The sequence below is a fragment of the Kribbella swartbergensis genome, from assembly GCF_054784135.1.
This window is the reverse complement of record NZ_BAAGPM010000013.1, coordinates 87,617-104,442: the sequence shown is the minus strand read 5'-3', so window position 1 is coordinate 104,442 and position 16,826 is coordinate 87,617. Positions and strand designations below refer to the sequence as shown.

Sequence of the window (16,826 nt, the reverse complement as noted above, 5' to 3'; positions counted from 1 at the left end):
AGGTGCGGTCCGGAGTCCTCCTCAACTCCGGACCGCACCGCCCACCAGACCCGGCTGGGCGTGGCGGCTGACCCCTGTATCGCCGCCGCCCAGCCGTTCCAACCACCTCCTGGCCGACACCTCGGGCCAGGCGGGGAGTGTCCTGGGCGGTAGGACACCGTATGGCTCGTGCCACCTCACCATGAGCCATCCCCCGAGGTGGCCCGGCTCCGCTGTGTGACCGCCGCGCCTGGGCGGTCACGCGGCGGAGCCTTTCAGGTTCTCCGCCATCTTCCGCAGTACGCCGATCGTCGCGGCGTACTCCTCGCCGGTGATCCCCGCCGTCACCCGCCCCCGCTGAGCCTGGACCTTCGCCTCGAGTCGCTCCAGCGCGGCCCGGCCCGCCGCGGTCAGGCGCTGGTCCTGCAGCCACCCGCGGGCGATCAACGGGTCGATCGCGGCCCGCAACTCGTCCGGTCGACCGCTCAGGAACGGTGCGAGGGCCACCTCGATCGGCTCCTGACCGGCGGCCGCGTTCAGCGCCTGCCACTGCCGCCGGGTCAGCCCGTCCTCTGCCAGGACCTGCTCGAACGCCGCCTCCAGCAGTCGGTCGACCTCCTTCAGCCACCACCCGATAGGCTTGTTGTCATCTGACATATACATGTCAATAAATATATATCTGGGAGGAGCGGTGGACAAGACGGATCCGGTGACCGCGGTGGAGGCGGCGATGATCGCGATCCGCCGGCGGCAGACCCGTCGTACCTTCGCCGTGCAGGCCGGTGGACCGGACCCGGTCCAGGAGGTCCTCGACGCGCTCGAGGCGGCCGGGCCGGACCCGATCGGCGTCAACGGAGTCGCGGCCGCACTGGGGGTTGACCAGCCACGGGCCAGCAAGCTGGTCGCTTCGGCGGTCACGGCAGGTCTGGTCCGACGTGAGGCCGACCAGGCGGACGGGCGTCGTACGAACCTGGTCCTGACCGCGGATGGCCGGCGGCAACTCGAGCGCGTCCACGAGTACCGCCGGGAGCGCTTCGCGGCCGCGATGGACGGCTGGACCGATGCCGAGCGGCGGACGTTCGCGGACCTGCTGACCCGCTTCGTGACCGCGCTGGACCGCTAGATGTCCGCTTCTGGTCCGGTTGGGGTGTCCGGCGTCCGGGTCGTGACGTAGACGGCGAACGGCGCGTCCGGCTGCACCTCCGCGGACCCTTCGACCAGGCCCTCCGTGGTGATCTCGCCGGCGTAGGTCATGCCGAGGCGTTCCATCACCGCTCGCGAGGCCGCGTTGTGCCGCTCGGTGAACGCGATCACCGCCTGAGCCTTCAGCGTCCCGAACGCGAACTCCAGTCCGGCCCGCCCGATCTCGGTCGCCAGCCCACGACCACGCGCCGACTCGGTCAGCGCCCACCCCAGCTCCAGCCGGTCGGCCGCCCAGTCCGGGCCTGCCAGCTCGCCGATCGCCTCGGTCACTGCCCCGCCCGCCGGCAGCCGGGACAGCCCACCCCGTCCCGCGAGCGCTCCGCTGTCACGCTCGTACGCCATCCACTTGTGGACGCCGTCGGCCTCCCAAGCAGCCCCAGCATCGGCGGCACAACGTACGGCGTCCTGCTCCGACCAGGCACCGCCGTACCAGTGCGCCACCCACGGGTCCGAGTACAGCCTCACCAGGTCCGCCGCATGTCCGGGCAGGACCTCACCGGGACCTCTCAACGGTTCGAGCCGGAGGTGCTTGGTGAAGCGGGTGCGGACCACGTGGGCGACGATGTCCCGCAGCCGCCGGTCGCCGTCGGTCCGGTTCACCATCAGCAGTTCGAGGTTGTCCGGTCCGACCCAGGCACCCGCGTCGTGCTTGCCGTCTTCGAGTCGCGGCCTGGCCAGGTCTCCGTCGACGGTGACGAGGAAGTCGAGTTCACGCCGTACCCGTCCCTGCCACTCCCACTCCCAGTCCGCCACGGTCCAGACGATGTCCCGGACCTTCCAGCCGGTCTCCTCCTCGACCTCCCGGGCCAGCGCCTCCTCAGGGCTCTCACCCGGCTCCAGGTGTCCGCCGACGACGTCCCAGATCCCGGGCAGCAGCCGCCGCCCCGCCGTACGGCGTTGCACGTAGACCCGATGCTGCCCGTCCCGGACCAGAGCAGCCACACAGTCAACCGGACGCATACCGCCAACCTAGCCGCCGGACTGGTGGCTGCCCGCGTCGCGCCGATGCCGCGTTAGCGGAGAGGTTGTTCGGTGATTCGGTTGGGCATGAAGAGTACGGCGGCCACCAGGAGGACTGCGGCCGCGGCGGCTCCGTAGTACACGTCGTGGATGGCAGGAGCGAGCACGTCGCTGGGCAGGTTCTCCAAGTCGGCGTGCGTGTCACCGAGTCGTGCGGCGACCACACTGTTGGCCACTGCGCCGAACACGGCTACGCCGACCGCACTGCCGACTGAGCGGGCGAACATGTTGGCGCCGGTCACCACACCGCGCGTCTGCCAGGCGACCGACGACTGTGCCGCCACCACCGAGGGCGAGGCGGAGAAGCCGAGTCCGAGCCCGATGACGAAGCAGGCCGCGGCCAGGTGCAGTACGGCGCTACCCGAGTCGACGGTGAGCAGCAACCCGGCTCCGATCACGACGATCACCGCGCCGAAGAGCATCGTCGTACGGAAGCCGAGGCGCAGATAGATCCGGCCGGCCAGCGAGGCCGCGATTGGCCAGCCCAGCGTCATCGCGGCCAACGCGAAGCCGGCCACCAGAGCCGACGTCCCCAGGACGCCTTGGGCGAACAGCGGCACGTACGTCGATAGGCCGACCATCAGCACGCCGATGAGCAGAGCCGACGAGTTCGCGGAGTTCAGCACGCGGTGGCCGAGGACCCACAGCGGCAGGATCGGCTCAGCGGCGCGGCGCTCGACCAGGACGAACGCGGTCAGCAGTACGGCGGCCCCGGCCAGGATCGCGATACTGACCGCCGAGTCCCAGGCCCAGATCACGCCGCCTTCGAGCAGACCGAGCAGCAGCAGCGAGCCGCCGACCGCGAGCAGGATCGCACCGGCGTAGTCGATCTGGTGGCTGGCCTGCTTGGCCACGTTCTCCCGGAAGCGGCGGGTCAGCACCCAGGCGGCGGCGAGGCCGAGCGGGATGTTGACGAAGAAGATCCAGCGCCAGGAGATGTAGTCGGAGAACACGCCGCCCAGCGCCGGGCCGACGAACGACGAGATTCCCCACACGCTGGCGATGTAGCCCTGCACCTTGGCCCGCTCGGCGACAGTGTAGATGTCGCCGACGATCGTCATCCCGATCGGCTGGATCGCGCCGGCGCCGAGCCCCTGGATCAGCCGGAACGCGATCAGGGCCGGCATGCTCCAGGCGAAACCGCACAGCACCGAGCCGGCCACGAACAGGCCGACGCCGAGCAGCATGATCGGCTTGCGGCCGCGCAGGTCGGCGAGCTTGCCGTAGATCGGCACCGAGACGGCCTGGGCGAGCAGGTAGATCGAGAACAGCCAGGGGAACTGGGTGAAGCCGCCGAGGTCCGCGACGATCGAGGGTACGGCGGTGGCCAGGATGGTCGCGTCGATCGCCACCAGCCCGATGCTGAGCATCACCGCGAGCAGAATCGGCCCACGCTCCGACCGGAGCCCCACCCCGGCGGCCCGGTCGATCCCCTCGGTAGTCATCTCAGACAGCAACTTACGTCACGGGCAAACGATTCCAGAGCCCCTGACCGTCTGGTGGACCGCCGCCCGGCCGAGGTCCGTCCTACGACTGCCTCGAGCCGGACGAGGTATCCCAGCATCGCCGACCTCGACCCCTCGCAGCCACTATCAACTCCGTCGGCTACTAGCTGCAGCTGGAATCACTCAGCCGCGGGTTCCTTCAGCCCGTAGCCGATCAGGCAACTGGTGAGGACCAGGACGATCAGGGTGCTGAGCGCCAGGCGCAGGGAGGTGTGTTCGGCGATGGTGCCGAGGAGGGGTGTGGCGATGCCGCCGATACTGACGGCCAGGCCGAGGGTCATGCCGCCGGCGGTGCCGATGCGGGTCGGGAGGTAGTCCTGGCCGAGGGTGACGTGGAGGGAGAACGGGACCGACATCGCGATGGCGGTCAGCGTGAGGAAACCGAAGAACGCCGGGCCGGGGACGAACACCAGGCCGGCGATCGCCGCGACAGCCACACCGTACGACGTCCGCATCGTCCGGACCCGCCCGTACCGGGTGGCGAACCGCCCGCCGAGCAAGGTGCCGAACGCACCAGCCGCGAACAGGACGAAGAGCGCGACCCCGCCGGTCGTCGTCCCGCCGCCGACTCGCTCACCGGCATACAGCGCGATGAACGTGCCGAGCCCGACGAAGACGATCGACCGGCAGACCATGATCGCGGACAACCGCAGGAACGAAGGCCAGTCGTCCTTCCCCGCCTTCGGGAGACGCCCGGTGACAACTCTGGAGCGATGCGACCGGACGGCACGTGACGTGATGAGCGCACCGGCGAGTGCGGGTACGACGAGCACCGGCGTCAGCGACAGCCCACCGGCAGCCATGATCGGCGTGACCAGCACGGGCGCGAACGCGAACCCGACGTTCCCGCCGACCGAGAACCAGCTCATCCCGACATGGCTGCCGCCGCTGACCACCCGCGCCATCCGCGCCGCCTCCGGGTGATAGGCCGCGACTCCGAGCCCCGACAACGCGGCCGCCAACCAGGTCAGCACATACGCGTCACCCACCCCGACCAGCGCGATCCCGAGCCCGGCTGTCGTCATACTCACCGGGATCAGCCAGGCCATCGGCCGCCGATCGGTCAGTACGCCGAACACCGGTTGCACCACGGACGACAGCAGCGTCGCGGCCAGCGTGATCCCGGACACCGCCACGTAGCCGAGCCCCCGCTCGGCGACCAGAAAAGGAACCAGAGCCGGTACGGCGCCCTGGTACACGTCCACGCAGGCATGCCCGATCGCCATCAGCCCGATCGGTCGAAGTCTCATCACCCGACGATCCTGATCGGGCAGGCATGTGTCGGTCTTCCGATAAAATGCCAACCTATGCCGGAAATACGCCAACTGCGCCCCGCGAACTCCGGCTTCCAGTCGATCCCGGCCGGAGGCGGCGTCGACCCGCACTGGCACGAGCAGAACCAGATCGTGTACGCCGGTCGCGGCGTCCTCTCGGTGACGACCGAGGCGGGCAGTTGGATCGCCCCTGCGAACCGGGCGATCTGGGTCCCGGCCGGCACGGTCCACCAGCACCGTGCGTACGGCGATACCGCCCTGCACACCGTCGGACTCACGGAGAACCTGCTCGGCCTGAACGCGCCGTCGGCGCTGGTGGTCAGTCCTTTGCTGCGCGAGCTGATCCTCGCCTACACGTCTGGAGAGGGTGGCGACGGCCGCGAGGCTGATGCGGACGAGCGACGGCGGCTGCACGCCGTACTGCTGGATCAGCTTCGGCGGTCTCCGCAGCGGCCGACGTACCTACCGACTCCCCGCGATCCACGGCTGGCGGCGGTCTGCAAGCTGCTGCAAGACGACCGGGCAGACAACAGGACGCTCGCCGAGCTCGGCCGGGAGATCGGTGCGAGCGAACGCACCCTGAGCCGGCTCTGCAAGGCGGACCTGGGCATGACTTTCCCGCAGTGGCGCACGGAGTTGCGGCTACACCTGGCTCTGCGGCTGCTGGCCGGTGGCGACTCGGTGACCCGCGTGGCGCATCAATGCGGCTGGGCGTCGACCAGTGCGTTCATCGACACCTTCCGACGCGCTTTCGGTCACACACCAGGATCTCGAAGCGCCTGATCGAGGATGTGGCTCCACTGCCGTACTACTCCGCGACGACGTGCACTGTCATCCGTGAGCAGGTCAGCCAGACCCAGACCGCGTGCCATGTCCAGCACGCCCTGCACGGTCTCCCGCACCCCAGGAGTCCGCTCACTCACGTCAAGCACTTCCAGTAGAGCTCTGTGAGCCTGACGCCCGACATGCGCCTCCAACCCGACGATCTGCTTCCGCAACCCCTCTTCGGTCGACGCTGCGACCCAGAGGTGCAGCGCGGCACGGAAGAGTGGTCCGGTGTAGACGTCCGCGAGCATCCCCACGATCGCCTCGGTCCGCCCCGGACCGCTCGGCAGAGCGGCGGCCTGGGCTCTGATCTCGGCCAGCCGCACCTCGGTCATGTACTCCACCGCCGCGGCGAACAGATCGGCCCGCGTCGGGAAGTGGTGCTGTGCCGCACCCCGCGAGACCCCGGCCCGGGCCGCGACGACCGCTACCGTCGTCGCGGCGTACCCGACCTCGGCCAGTGACTCCACCGCCGCCTCGAGCAGCCGCTGCCGGGTTGCCCGGCTGCGGTCCTGCTGGGGTTCCTTGGGGCCGTGAGCGAGCGCAGCGAGCTCACCATCACTCACGGGCGGCCTCGCGGGCTCTGAGCTCACGCCGGAGGATCTTGCCCGAGGCGGCCTTCGGCACCGCCTCGATGAACTCCACCTGCCGGATCTTCTTGTACGGCGCCACCCGCGCGGACACGTACTCGATCACGTCGTCCTCGGTCAGCTCCACGCCCGGCATCGGCACCACGAACGCCTTCGGCACCTCGTTCCCGTCAGCCTGGACACCGATCACCGCCGCGTCCGCGATCCGCTCGTCGGTGAGCAGCACCGCCTCCAATTCGGCCGGCGGCACCTGGTAGCCGTGGTACTTGATCAGCTCCTTCACGCGGTCGATCACGTACAGGTACCCGCGCTCGTCCATCCGGCCGATGTCGCCGGTGTGCAACCAGCCGTCGGAGTCGATCGTCGCCTCGGTCTCGGCCGGCCGGCCCAGGTACCCCTTCATCACCTGCGGCCCGCGGATCCAGATCTCGCCCTCGTCGGCATCGTTGCCATCGGCACCGACCAGCCGCAGCTCGGTCGACGGGAAGAGCTTGCCGACGGCGCCGGGCGGTGGCTCCGGGTCGTCCTGCGGCACCGAGTGCGTGCCCGGTGACAACTCGGTCATCCCGTAGGCCTGCAGTACGGCGTGCAGCCCGAGCCGCTTCGCGCACGCCTCGGCCAGCTCACCGTCCAACGGCGCCGCCGCGGACATCACGTACTTCAGCGACGACAGGTCGACCCCGTCGACGGCCGGGTGCTTCGCCAGCGCGAGCACGACCGGCGGCGCCACGAACGCCCGGGTGATCTTCTGCTGGTCGAGCGTGGTCAGGAACTGCTCCAGGTCGAACTTGGGCAGCACGACGACCGTCGCGCCGAGCCGGAGCGGGAGGTTCATCAGCACGGTCAGCCCGTAGATGTGGAAGAACGGCAGGATCGCGATGATCCGCTCGTCCTCGCCGAGCGTGATCATCACCTCGGCCTGCGCGATGTTGGTCGAGATGTTCCGGTGCGTCAGCATGACGCCCTTGGCCGCGCCCGTCGTACCACTCGAGTACGGGAGTACGGCGACGTCCTCGGCCGGATCGATGGTCACCTCCGGCTCCGGCCCGGTGGACGCGACCAGCTCCATCACCGAGCGGTACCCCTCCGCGCTGTCGCAGACGAAGATCTCGGTCACGTCCGTGCCCTCGACGGCCGCGGTCGCCGCCGGAAGGAACAGCGAGATCGTCACCAGCAGCTTGGCCTTGGAGTCGACCAGTTGCTTGTGCAACTCGTCGGCCGTGTAGAGCGCATTCACCGTGGTCACGGTCGCGCCGGCCCGGGTGGCGCCGTAGAAGACGACCGGGTAGAGGATCGTGTTCGGGCTGTAGAGCGCGATGACGTCACCGTGCCGGATGCCGAGCTCGGCGAACCCGGCCGCGACGCGACGGCTCATCGCGTCCAGCTGGGCGTAGCTGATCTCCTTGCCGCTCACGCCGTCCACGAGCGCCGGCCGGTCGCCGTACTCCTGGGCCCGGCCGAGGACGGCGTCGTGGATCGGAACGTCCAGGATCTCTACGGGTGGGAACTCGCTGGTGATGATCATCGTGGCCTGATCCTCTCTGGCGACCGCTGGTGCAGGAACTGTGGCCTACTCGGGGGTAGTGGGGAAGACCTCAGTACGACTTCGGCAGGCCGAGGCTGTGCTGGGCGACGAAGTTCAGGATCATCTCCCGGCTGACCGGCGCGATCCGGGTCGCCCGCGCGGCCGCGACCAGCGAGGCGACGCCGTACTCCGTCGTCATCCCGTTGCCGCCGAGGCACTGGACGGCCTGGTCGGTGGCCCGGACGGCGACCTCGCCGGCCGCGTACTTCGCCATGTTCGCCGCCTCACCCGCGGCCAGATCGTCGCCGGCGTCGTACAGGGCGGCGGCCTTCTGCATCATCAGCCGGGCCAGTTCGAGCTCGATCTTGATCTGCGCGAGCGGGTGCGCGAGACCCTGGTGCGCGCCGATCGGGGCCTTCCAGACCTGACGCTCCTTGACGTACGCCGTCGCCTTGCCGAGCGCGTGCCGCGCGATCCCGATCGCGAACGCCGACGCCATGATCCGCTCGGGATTGAGCCCCGCGAACAGTTGCAGCAGTGCCGCGTCCTCGGCGCCGACCAGGGCCTCCCGCGGCAGCCGGACGTCGTCGAGGAACAGGGCGAACTGCTTGTCCGGGCTGATCAGGTCCATCTCGATCTGGCGGAACTCGACCCCGGGTGCGTCCACCGGCACGATGAACAGGGCCGGCTTCAGCTTCCCGGTCCGCGCGTCCTCGGTCCGGCCGACGACCAGGACGGCCTTGGCGACGTCGAGGCCGGAGATGAAGACCTTGCGCCCGGTCAGCGACCAGCCGTCCTCGGTACGGCGTGCAGTCGTGGTGATCTCGTGCGAGTTCGAGCCGGCGTCGGGCTCGGTGATCGCGAACGCCATGATCGTCGTACCGTCGGCCAGAACCGGCAGCCAGTGTTCCTTCTGCTCGTCGGTGCCGAAGCGGGCGATCACCGTGCCGCAGATCGACGGCGAGACCACCATCATCAGCAGCGGGCAGCCAGCTGCGCCGAGCTCCTCGAGCACGATCGACAGGTCGGCCATGCCGCCGCCTCCACCGCCGTACGCCTCGGGCAGGTTGACGCCGAGATAACCGAGCTTGCCGGCCTCGAGCCACAACTCCTTGGTGTGCCCGCCGGTCCGCGCCTGCCGGTTGAACCACTCGTAGCCGTACTTCTTGCCGAGCTCGCCCACGGCCTTGCGAAGGGCTTGGCGTTCCTCCGACTCGATGAAGCTCATGCTTCCTCCCCAACCACGGCCAGTACGGCGCCGACCTCGACCTGTTGACCTGCCTCGACCCTGAGCTCGCTGACGACTCCATCGGCCGGCGCGGAGATGGTGTGCTCCATCTTCATCGCCTCCAGCCAGAGCAGCGGCTGCCCTTGTTCCACCTGGTCACCCACCTGCACGCCGACCCGGATCACCGTGCCCGGCATCGGCGCCAGCAACGATCCCGCCGCCACCTGGCTTGCCGGGTCCGCAAACCGCTCCACCGGCGTCAACTCGACGCTTCCGAGCGACGAGTCCACACACACCAGACCGTCGTACGTCGCCACCTCGAACGCCCGCCGTACGCCGTCGATCTCCAACACCACGCGATCCGGGTGGTGCTCGACGAGCTGGATGTTGCCGTCGACAACCAACCCGTCGCGGGTCAGCCGATAGGCGACCTCGTGCACGACATCGCCGGCGCGGTAGCTCTTCCGCTGAGGCTGGGACGGGACGTTGCGCCACCCACTGGGCACCCGCACGGGGGTCGCCGCCTGCCGCCGGGCCGCATCCGCCAGTGCCGCAGCCAACGCCGACACCCGCACCACGTCGTCACCGACCGGCACCCCCACGCCGTGCCTGTCGAAGAACCCGGTGTCGGTTTCCCCGGCGAGAAACGCCGGATGCCGAAGCACCCACACCAGCAGATCCCGGTTGGTCCCCACCCCATGAATCCGAGCCCGCTCCAACTCCCCCGCCAGCCGCCGAGCAACCGCCCTCCGATCCACCCCCGAACCAATCACCTTCGCCAACATCGCGTCGTAATACGACGAAACCTCCGACCCACCCTCCACCCCCGAGTCCACCCGCAACCCCGGCTGCACGCCCCACCCGTGGCTACCCCTCCCCGCATCCCCCGCGCCGGCGGCCTCCGGCCGCCGGCGCGGGCTTACCGGAGCGACACCGCCTACTCCACCACCCAGCGCGGCGGCGCTCTCCCCACCGCCCACCGCGGACCCGCTTGCTCCGCCGCCGAGCGCGGGGCCGGTTGCTCCGCCGTCCGGCGCGGGGCCGGTTGCTCCGCCGTCCATCGCGGGGCCGCGTGCTCCACCATCCAGCGCGGGGCCGGTTGCTCCGCCGCCCAGCGCGGACCCGCTTGCTCCACCACCCAGCGCTGGGGTGCTTCGCCCACCACCTAGCGCGGGGGCGCTCCCCACACCGCCCACCGCGAAGCGGTGGAGTGTGCCGGTTTGGGGTTGCCAGTCGTTGGATGGGTCTTCGGCGTACAACCGCACCTCGATGGCGTGGCCGAAGGTGGGCGGGGGGTCAGGCGGAAGCCGGTCTCCGGACGCGATGGCGAACTGCAACTCGACCAGGTCGAGGCCTGTGGTTTCCTCGGTGATCGGGTGTTCGACCTGGAGGCGGGTGTTCATCTCCAGGAAGTAGAAGTTGCCGTGCTCGTCGGCGAGGAACTCGACCGTCCCGGCACCGACGTAGTTGATGGCTGCGGCTGCCTTGCGGGCCGCGTCGAACAACGAGGCGCGCATGGACGGGATGCGTTCGACGAGCGGTGACGGCGCCTCCTCGACCACCTTCTGGTGGCGGCGCTGAATGGAGCACTCCCGTTCACCGACCGCCCAGATCGGGCCGTGCCGGTCGGCCATCACCTGCACCTCGATGTGCCGCCCGGACGCCAGGTAGCGCTCGCAGAACACCGTCCCGTCCCCGAACGCCGACAACGCCTCCGCCGACGCGGCCTCGATCTCCCGCGGCAGGTCTTCCAACCGTGAGACGACCCGCATCCCTCGCCCACCACCGCCCGCGGACGCCTTCACCAGCACCGGCAGCTCCGCCTCCGACACCTCCGCCGGCGTCAGCTCGGCGAGCACCGGGACTCCGGCCGCCGCCATCAGCTTCTTCGCCTCGATCTTCGAACCCATCGAGGAGATCGCGTCCACCGGCGGCCCGATCCAGGTCAGTCCGGCGTCGATCACCGCCTGTGCGAACCCCGCGTTCTCCGACAGGAACCCGTAGCCGGGGTGGATCGCGTCGGCGCCCGCCTTCACCGCTGCCTCGATGACGAGGTCGCCGCGCAGGTAGGTCTCACCGGGCGCGTTCCCGGGCAGGTGAACCGCCGCGTCGGCCTCGGCCACATGCGGCGACCCCGTGTCGGCGGTCGAGTGGATCGCAACGGTCGACAGCCCGAGCGATCGCGCGGTCCGGAAGATCCGCCGGGCGATCTCACCGCGGTTGGCCACGAGAACCGAGCTGATCACGGGCGGCTCCGAGGTGGTCATGGGGCCTCCCGGCCTGGACTGAGGAGCGGAGCGACGAGGGAAGGCCGGGAGTCAAGGCCCCAGGACCCTGCCGGCGCCGAAGGCCCGGCCAAAGCACGGTCATGCGCATCACATCCGGAAGACGCCGAAGTTGGCGCCGTCGAAGCGGGTGCCCTGGACCGGGGCGGAGTGGATGGCGGACAGGCAGATCCCGAGCACGGTCCGGGTGTCGCGCGGGTCGATCACGCCGTCGTCGTACAGCCGCCCCGACAGGAACATCGGCAGCGACTCGGCTTCGATCTGGCCCTCGACGTACGCTCGCATGGCCGCGTCGTCGTCCTCGTCGTACGGCTGGCCCTTCGCCTCCGCGGCCGCGCGCGCGACGATCGACAGTACGCCGGCGAGCTGCTGCGGACCCATCACCGCCGACTTCGCCGACGGCCAGGCGAACAGGAACCGCGGGTCGAAGGCGCGACCGCACATCCCGTAGTGCCCGGCGCCGTACGACGCCCCCATCAGGATGGAAAGGTGCGGCACGCGAGAGTTGGAGACCGCGTTGATCATCTGCGCGCCGTGTTTGATGATTCCGCCCTGCTCGTACTCCTGCCCGACCATGTAGCCGGTGGTGTTGTGCAGGAAGATCAGCGGCGTGTTGGCCCGGTTCGCGAGCTGGATGAACTGGGCCGCCTTCTGCGACTCCTCGCTGAACAGCACACCGCGCGCGTTCGCCAGGATGCCGACCGGGTACCCGTGCACCGACGCCCACCCGGTCGCCAGCGACGACCCGTACAGCGGTTTGAACTCGTCGAAGACGGACCCGTCCACCACCCGGGCGATCACGTCCCGCGGGTCGAACGGGATCTTCAGGTCAGCCGGCACGATCCCGAGCAACTCGTCGGCGTCGTAGAGCGGTTCGTCGTACGACGGAGCCGGCGGCGGACCGAGTTTGCGCCAGTTCAGCCGGGACACGATCTGCCGGCCGAGCCGGATCGCGTCCTGCTCGTCGACCGCGAAGTAGTCGGCCAGCCCGGAGACCCGGGCGTGCATCGATGCGCCGCCGAGCGACTCGTCGTCGGCGTCCTCACCGGTCGCCATCTTCACCAGCGGCGGCCCGGCCAGGAACACTTTCGCGCCGCCGTCGACCATCACCACGTAGTCGCTCATCCCGGGGATGTACGCGCCGCCGGCGGTGGAGTTGCCGAACACCAGCGCGACGGTCGGGATCCCCTCGGCCGACAACCGGGTCAGGTTGCGGAACATCGCGCCGCCGGGGATGAAGATCTCCTTCTGGGTCGGCAGGTCGGCGCCGCCGGACTCGACCAGGCTGATCACCGGCAGCCGGTTGGCCCGGGCGATCTCGTCCGCCCGCAACGCCTTCTTCAGCGTCCACGGGTTGCTGGCGCCGCCTTTGACGGTCGGGTCGTTGGCGGTGACCAGGCACTCGACGCCTTCGACCACCCCGATGCCGGTGACCAGGCTCGCGCCGACGGTGAAGTCGGAACCCCAGCCGGCCAGCGGTGACAGTTCAAGGAACGGCGAGTCCGGGTCGAGCAGCAACTCGATCCGTTCGCGGGCCAGCAGCTTGCCCCGCTGATGGTGCCGTTCGACGTACTTCGCCCCGCCACCGGCCAGCGCCTTGGCGTGCTCGGCCTCCAGTTCGGCCAGCTTCTCCAGCATCGCCTCGCGATTGTTCATGCGCTGAACCCCAGTCGTTTCGCGGCCAGGCCGGTCAGGATCTCGGTGGTGCCGCCGCCGATCGCGAGGATCTTCTGGTCGCGATACTGGCGTTCGACTTCGGCCTCCCGCATGTAGCCGAGACCGCCGTGCAACTGGAGTGCCTGGTCGCACACCCACTGGCCGGCCTCGACGGCGGTGTTCTTGGCGAAACAGGTCTCGGCGATCACGTCCTCGCCGGCGTCGGCCCGGCGAGCAACGGAATGCACGTAGACGCGGGCGACATCGATCCGCCGCGCCATCTCGGTCAGCGTGTGCTGCACGGCCTGCCGCGAGATCAACGGCCGGCCGAACGTCTCGCGGTCCCGGCACCACTGCACGGTCAGATCGAGCGCTCGCTGCGCACCGGCGTACGCCTGCACTGCCAGCGTCAACCGTTCGGCGACGAAGTTCACCGCCAGTTGGACGAAGCCGGTGCCCTGAGCTCCGACCAGGTTGGCCACCGGCACCCGTACGTCGGTGAACGACAGTTCGGCCGTGTCCGAGCACAGCCAGCCCATCTTCTCCAGCTTCCGCGACACCGTGAACCCAGGCGTGTCCTTCTCGATCACCAGCAGGCTGATCCCGTGAGCGCCCGGCCCGTCGGTGCGGACCGCGGTGGTGACGAAGTCCGCACGGCAGCCGGACGTGATGTACGTTTTCGCGCCGTTGACAACGAAATGGTCGCCGTCCCGCCGGGCGCTGGTCCGGATCGATGCGACATCCGAGCCGCCGCCGGGTTCGGTGATCGCCAGCGCGCCGATCAGCTCGCCGTCGAGGGTCGGCCGGACCCACCGGTCGATCTGCTCCTGGTTGCCAGCAGCAACGATGTGGGGCAGCGCGATACCGCAGGTCAGCAGCGAGGCGACCAGCCCGCCGGACCCGCCGGCGTAGTGCATCTCCTCGACCACCGCGATCGCGTCCAGCAGCGAACCGCCCCCACCGCCGACCGCCTCCGGGAAGCCGACGCCGAGCAGCCCGAGCTGACCCGCCTTCTTGTGCAGGTCCCGGGGCAACTCGCCGTCGCGCTCCCACTGGTCCAGCTGCGGCAGTACCTCTGCCACCACGAACCGCCGTACCGAGTCCCGCAGTGCCCTTTCTTCGGCGTTCACAGCAACACCTCCGGTACGTCGACGTACCGGGATCGCAGCCACTCGCCGACGGCCTTCGCCTGTGGGTCGAAGCGCGCCTGCGACGCGACGCCCTCACCCAGCAAGCCTTCGACGACGAAGTTGAGCGCCCACAGGTTCGGGAGGACGTAGCGCGTGACCGGCAGGTCCTTCGTTTCCGGCAGCAACTCCTGGAAGAGTTCGACCGTCAACGTGTGCGCCAGCCAGCGCCACGCCTTCTCCTGCCGTACCCATACGCCGACGTTCGCGTCTCCACCCTTGTCGCCCGACCGTGCACCGGCGATCCGGCCGAGCGGCACCTCCCGCGTCCGCGGCCGTCCACTCGACGCGAGTTGTGGCAACGGCATCGGCAACCCGATGTCCTCGACCTCGGTCAGCGGCTGCGTCTCCGCGCCGGGCTCGACGGTCTTCCGGGTCCCGTCCGGCAGTACGACGACGTGCTCGACCTCGCGGATGTCGACGTACCCGGCCCGGAAGATCCCGTACGGCGAACCGTCGCCAGGCGGAGCCGTGACGTGGAAGCCCGGGTAGCTCGACAACGCCAACTCCACCGCGGCGTTGGAGAAGGTGCGGCCGACGACCTGCGGATCCGGGTCCTTCACGGCGCAGCGGAGGATGACGCTCGCCTCCTCCTCGGACTCGGCGTTCGGCTTCTCGGTCCAGGCCAGGGTCCACTTGAGCTCGGCCGGACGCTTCGGCAGCGCCTGCTCGAGCTGCCGCTGGACGAGCTCCGCCTTCGCCTCGAGGTCGAGTCCGGTCAGCACGAAGCCGACCTCGTTGCGGAACCCGCCGACGCTGTTCAGCGACACCTTGTACGTCGGTGGCGGCGGCTCACCGCGGACGCCGCTGATTCTGACCCGGTCGGGCCCGTCGGTCCCGAGTTCGATCGTGTCGAGGCGGGCGGTGACGTCCGGACCGGCGTACCGGGCGCCGGTGATCTCGTACAGGAGTTGGGCCTTGACGGTGTCGATGGTGACCGCGCCGCCGGTGTTGTCGTGCTTGGTGATCACGCTGCTGCCGTCGGCATGGATCTCGGCGATCGGGAATCCCGGCCTGCCCAGGTCGCGGATCTCGCTGAAGAACGCGTAGTTCCCGCCGGTCGCCTGGCAGCCGCACTCGATCACGTGACCGGCCACGACGGCACCGGCGAGCTCGTCGTACTGCGTCCGCTTCCAGCCGTGGTGCGCGGCGGCCGGTCCGACGATCACCGAGGCGTCGGTGACCCGGCCGGTGACGACCACGTCCGCGCCGGCCTGCAGCGCCTCCGCGATACCCCAAGCGCCGAGGTACGCGTTGGCGGTCAGGGGTGCGCCGAGGCCGAGCTCCTCGGCTCTGTCGAGTAGATCGTCGCCTTCGACGTACGCGATCTTGGGTTGGAGTCCGAGCTTGTCGGCCAGCGTCTGGATGGCGGTGGCGAGTCCGGCGGGGTTGAGACCGCCGGCGTTGCTGACGATCTTGACGCCGCGGTCGAGCGCCTCGCCGAGGCCGGTCTCCAGTTGCTTGAGGAACGTCCGCGCGTACCCGAGCGACGGATCCTTCAACCGGTCCCGGCCCAGGATCAGCATCGTCAGCTCGGCCAGGTAGTCACCGGTCAGCACGTCGAGCGGCCCGCCGGTCAGCATCTCCTGGACCGCGCTGAACCGGTCGCCGTAGAAGCCGGACGCGTTCCCGATCCGGACCGGCGGAGTCATCCGAACTGCCCCGCCGCGCGGCCCTTGCCCGGCAGACCCGCGAACGTCTGGATGATGCCGAGCCACTCCTCCGCGTCGGCACCTTGGGCCTGTACGGCGAGGTCGTCGCGATGCCGGCGCTGTGTCGCGAGCAGGCAGAAGTCGAGCGCCGGGCCACTCACCCGCTGCTCCGCGTCGTCGGGACCCCAGGACCAGGTCTGCCCGTCCGGACCGGTGAGCTCGACTCGGAACGGCTCGGCCGGTGGGGTGCGGTTGTGCAGCAGGTAGGCGAAGTCACGGGTGCGGACAGCCAGGTGGGCGACGTGCCGCAGCCGGTTCGACGGCTGGCGGGTGACCTGCAAGGCGTCGACCACGTCCTGGCCGTGCGCCCACGTCTCCATGAGCCGGGCGGTCGCCATCGAGGTTGGACTCATCGGCGGGCCGTACCACAGCACCTTCTGACCGGGCGGGACCTGCTTGAGCGCCTCGGCGAGGTCGGCGCGGGTCTCCCGCCAGTACGTCAGCAGTTGGTCCGGCGGAAGTGTGGCGGTCTCGTTCGCGCCTTCGTCGACGTACGTCGCGGGGCTGGCGGCCGCCTTCTCCAGCGAGGCCCTGAAGGCGTCCGGATCGGTGACGGCGAGGTGCGCGGCCTCGTCGGTCCAGGCGAGATGGGCGATCTGGTGTGCGATGGTCCAGCCCTCGGCCGGCGTCGGCGTGGCCCAGTCCTCGGCCGGCAGCCCACCGACCAGCCGGTCCAGCTCCGCGCTCTCGGCCCACAGGTCGGCCAGCACTTCGTCCAGTTGCACGCTGCACTCCCCGCGGTAGGGATCGTGCAGCCGAGCGTCGCACGCCCCACAAAAAGAATCAAGCGTGCTTGTTTTCCACTTCGGCAGGACTGCCGCCCTGTGCGGGAGTGGA

The 16,826-nt window shown here is 69.8% G+C and carries 14 protein-coding genes; 2 read left to right on the top strand and 12 right to left on the bottom strand.

What is annotated here, in order from left to right:
* Nucleotides 1-237: 237 nt before the first annotated feature.
* Complete coding sequence (locus ACYVOK_RS06850; protein ID WP_460661410.1) at nt 238-642, bottom strand: MarR family winged helix-turn-helix transcriptional regulator; 405 nt, start codon at nt 640-642, stop codon at nt 238-240.
* A gap of 28 nt (nt 643-670) precedes the next feature.
* Between ACYVOK_RS06850 and ACYVOK_RS06845 the strand changes: the two genes are divergently transcribed.
* Nucleotides 671-1,102: a MarR family winged helix-turn-helix transcriptional regulator gene (locus ACYVOK_RS06845; RefSeq protein WP_460661409.1), complete on the top strand. Its 432-nt coding sequence runs from the start codon at nt 671-673 to the stop codon at nt 1,100-1,102.
* Here the strand turns inward: ACYVOK_RS06845 and ACYVOK_RS06840 are convergent.
* From ACYVOK_RS06840 to ACYVOK_RS06830, 3 genes are all read right to left on the bottom strand, one after another.
* Entirely contained in the window at nt 1,099-2,142 is a 1,044-nt protein-coding gene (locus ACYVOK_RS06840; RefSeq protein WP_460661408.1) for a GNAT family N-acetyltransferase, read from the bottom strand. The genes ACYVOK_RS06845 and ACYVOK_RS06840 overlap by 4 nt on opposite strands.
* 53 nt (nt 2,143-2,195) lie before the next feature.
* Nucleotides 2,196-3,647 (bottom strand): MDR family MFS transporter, encoded by a 1,452-nt coding sequence (locus tag ACYVOK_RS06835; RefSeq protein ID WP_460661407.1) that lies wholly within the window; start codon nt 3,645-3,647, stop codon nt 2,196-2,198.
* A 179-nt stretch (nt 3,648-3,826) separates the two neighbouring features.
* Nucleotides 3,827-4,957, bottom strand: coding sequence for an MFS transporter (locus tag ACYVOK_RS06830; protein ID WP_460661406.1), 1,131 nt, complete (start codon nt 4,955-4,957; stop codon nt 3,827-3,829).
* Between the two features lie 57 nt (nt 4,958-5,014).
* Between ACYVOK_RS06830 and ACYVOK_RS06825 the strand changes: the two genes are divergently transcribed.
* A complete protein-coding gene (locus ACYVOK_RS06825; protein WP_460661405.1) occupies nt 5,015-5,764 on the top strand; it encodes an AraC family transcriptional regulator in 750 nt (249 codons plus the stop codon).
* On the opposite strand, the gene ACYVOK_RS06820 is transcribed toward ACYVOK_RS06825, so the two are convergent.
* From ACYVOK_RS06820 to ACYVOK_RS06785, 8 genes are all read right to left on the bottom strand, one after another.
* Nucleotides 5,737-6,372, bottom strand: a complete 636-nt coding sequence (locus ACYVOK_RS06820; protein WP_460661404.1) for a TetR/AcrR family transcriptional regulator — start codon at nt 6,370-6,372, stop codon at nt 5,737-5,739. The two genes, ACYVOK_RS06825 and ACYVOK_RS06820, sit on opposite strands and share 28 nt — an antisense overlap.
* Nucleotides 6,365-7,921 (bottom strand): AMP-binding protein, encoded by a 1,557-nt coding sequence (locus ACYVOK_RS06815; protein WP_460661403.1) that lies wholly within the window; start codon nt 7,919-7,921, stop codon nt 6,365-6,367. The genes ACYVOK_RS06820 and ACYVOK_RS06815 overlap by 8 nt, the downstream gene beginning before the upstream one ends.
* A gap of 70 nt (nt 7,922-7,991) precedes the next feature.
* Nucleotides 7,992-9,149, bottom strand: coding sequence for an acyl-CoA dehydrogenase family protein (locus ACYVOK_RS06810; RefSeq protein WP_460661402.1), 1,158 nt, complete (start codon nt 9,147-9,149; stop codon nt 7,992-7,994).
* A complete protein-coding gene (locus ACYVOK_RS06805) occupies nt 9,146-11,416 on the bottom strand; it encodes an acetyl/propionyl/methylcrotonyl-CoA carboxylase subunit alpha (RefSeq protein WP_460661401.1) in 2,271 nt (756 codons plus the stop codon). The genes ACYVOK_RS06810 and ACYVOK_RS06805 overlap by 4 nt, the downstream gene beginning before the upstream one ends.
* A 108-nt stretch (nt 11,417-11,524) precedes the next feature.
* Nucleotides 11,525-13,090, bottom strand: a complete 1,566-nt coding sequence (locus tag ACYVOK_RS06800) for an acyl-CoA carboxylase subunit beta (protein WP_460661400.1) — start codon at nt 13,088-13,090, stop codon at nt 11,525-11,527.
* Nucleotides 13,087-14,220: an acyl-CoA dehydrogenase family protein gene (locus ACYVOK_RS06795; RefSeq protein ID WP_460661399.1), complete on the bottom strand. Its 1,134-nt coding sequence runs from the start codon at nt 14,218-14,220 to the stop codon at nt 13,087-13,089. The genes ACYVOK_RS06800 and ACYVOK_RS06795 overlap by 4 nt, the downstream gene beginning before the upstream one ends.
* Nucleotides 14,217-15,929: an acyclic terpene utilization AtuA family protein gene (locus ACYVOK_RS06790; RefSeq protein WP_460661398.1), complete on the bottom strand. Its 1,713-nt coding sequence runs from the start codon at nt 15,927-15,929 to the stop codon at nt 14,217-14,219. Before ACYVOK_RS06790 ends, ACYVOK_RS06795 begins: the two co-directional genes overlap by 4 nt.
* The gene (locus ACYVOK_RS06785; RefSeq protein WP_460661397.1) at nt 15,926-16,714 is read right to left on the bottom strand and encodes a TIGR03084 family metal-binding protein; all 789 of its coding nucleotides are present in this window, start codon (nt 16,712-16,714) and stop codon (nt 15,926-15,928) included. The genes ACYVOK_RS06790 and ACYVOK_RS06785 overlap by 4 nt, the downstream gene beginning before the upstream one ends.
* Nucleotides 16,715-16,826: the final 112 nt, after the last annotated feature.

What these genes read in the sequence shown, in the direction of transcription:
- ACYVOK_RS06850 (WP_460661410.1), bottom strand. Translation starts at nt 642, where the DNA reads ATGTATATGTCAGATGACAACAAGCCTATCGGGTGGTGGCTGAAGGAG.
- ACYVOK_RS06840 (WP_460661408.1), bottom strand. Translation starts at nt 2,142, where the DNA reads ATGCGTCCGGTTGACTGTGTGGCTGCTCTGGTCCGGGACGGGCAGCAT.
- ACYVOK_RS06835 (WP_460661407.1), bottom strand. Translation starts at nt 3,647, where the DNA reads ATGACTACCGAGGGGATCGACCGGGCCGCCGGGGTGGGGCTCCGGTCG.
- ACYVOK_RS06830 (WP_460661406.1), bottom strand. Translation starts at nt 4,957, where the DNA reads ATGAGACTTCGACCGATCGGGCTGATGGCGATCGGGCATGCCTGCGTG.
- ACYVOK_RS06825 (WP_460661405.1), top strand. Translation starts at nt 5,015, where the DNA reads ATGCCGGAAATACGCCAACTGCGCCCCGCGAACTCCGGCTTCCAGTCG.
- ACYVOK_RS06815 (WP_460661403.1), bottom strand. Translation starts at nt 7,921, where the DNA reads ATGATCATCACCAGCGAGTTCCCACCCGTAGAGATCCTGGACGTTCCG.
- ACYVOK_RS06810 (WP_460661402.1), bottom strand. Translation starts at nt 9,149, where the DNA reads ATGAGCTTCATCGAGTCGGAGGAACGCCAAGCCCTTCGCAAGGCCGTG.
- ACYVOK_RS06805 (WP_460661401.1), bottom strand. Translation starts at nt 11,416, where the DNA reads ATGACCACCTCGGAGCCGCCCGTGATCAGCTCGGTTCTCGTGGCCAAC.
- ACYVOK_RS06800 (WP_460661400.1), bottom strand. Translation starts at nt 13,090, where the DNA reads ATGAACAATCGCGAGGCGATGCTGGAGAAGCTGGCCGAACTGGAGGCC.
- ACYVOK_RS06790 (WP_460661398.1), bottom strand. Translation starts at nt 15,929, where the DNA reads ATGACTCCGCCGGTCCGGATCGGGAACGCGTCCGGCTTCTACGGCGAC.